Raw genomic sequence first — 1,409 nt, forward strand, 5'->3', positions numbered from 1 at the left:
TTACTGATGGCGATATTTATACCTCTTACCGGCACACAGAAGAGGATTACCGCCGCGATAATGAAACCTTAATCCCGTATGGCAAACCTTTTCCATGGGCCGATGTCATTATCTATGGTGAATATGATGCTGCGCCGCTGAATTTTAATGCCTATGTGCAGGAAGGCTTTAAAATATCAAAAGAAGTTTCCAATATTGATTATATCCAGCAGCCACAGCCGCTGTATGGCTTAACCGTATATCGGGCCAATAATGGCATTGATCCCAAAACCGGTGAACCGTGGAAATCGGATGTTAATGCCAAGGATATTTTGCTCAAAAAAGATCAGGCCGGCAATATTAAAACTTATATGGGTTGCGAGTTTTCTGAGCATAAAAATTTTTGTAGTCATATGTTTTATAATGATAAATTTCATATCAGAGTATCAATTAGTTATAACCGTACTTATCTGCCGCAATGGCAGGAGATGGAGAGCAATATTATTAAAATACTGGATAGCTGGCGGGTAAGCCCAGAAGGCAAGCTGCTGGGCAAACAGATTGGTAAGGCATAGTTTGTAGTAGTGGTATAACTTATTGATTATCTCAAGGAGAGCACTATGTTAGAAGCAAAAAAAGTAAGCAAAAGCGAAATTCAGGCATGGCGTAAACAGATTGAAAATGGTTATGCCAAATGGGCGCAAGGTTTCTTGAAATAATACTGATTAGATAATTAATAAATATTGGCTAGTATCTAATTTAAAACAATAAAATTGAAAATAATTCTGAATTTCTCTCTTTTCTTTATATTAATATTGTGTTAACTTTTGTATTAAAAAATAAAGAAAAAGGCTGCTTATGAAGTCTGGATTTAGAAAAAGTCTACTTATCTTGGCGCTGCTGTGGCAGGTATTGCTGCTTGCCGGCTGTGACCAAGATTTTGGCAAACAACCGGAAACACAAGTTGTTGAGCAAGTGTCGGAACCATTCCGCAATCAGGATAGTCGTGGACGTTATGACACCATTGGCAAACTAGGTACTCAATCCATCAGTATCCCCGCGGGCGTGATTGATGGCTGGGCGCGCTATATCGGCGATCCGGGCGATTTTGCTGATCCGAAAATCAAAGCCAAATACCAGCGCCCGCCAGAATCTTATGACTTGCCGATTGAATCATTTGGTTTCCTGTATCGGATTACTGATGGCGATATTTATACCTCTTACCGGCACACAGAAGAGGATTACCGCCGCGATAATGAAACCTTAATCCCGTATGGCAAACCTTTTCCATGGGCCGATGTCATTATCTATGGTGAATATGATGCTGCGCCGCTGAATTTTAATGCCTATGTGCAGGAAGGCTTTAAAATATCAAAAGAAGTTTCCAATATTGATTATATCCAGCAGCCACAGCCGCTGTATGGCTTAAC

At 40.2% G+C, this 1,409-nt stretch carries 2 protein-coding genes; both read left to right on the forward strand.

The window, feature by feature from the left end; translation table 11 throughout:
• A partial coding sequence (locus BHC51_RS12590; RefSeq protein ID WP_218966359.1) for a hypothetical protein occupies positions 1-554 on the forward strand: 554 nt, incomplete at its 5' end.
• Between the two features lie 283 nt (positions 555-837).
• Positions 838-1,409: hypothetical protein (locus BHC51_RS00970; RefSeq protein ID WP_143558704.1), on the forward strand; the 572-nt coding region annotated here is incomplete at its 3' end.

Origin of the sequence: Snodgrassella alvi (assembly GCF_002777745.1) — a bacterium.
GTDB lineage: Bacteria > Pseudomonadota > Gammaproteobacteria > Burkholderiales > Neisseriaceae > Snodgrassella > Snodgrassella alvi_D.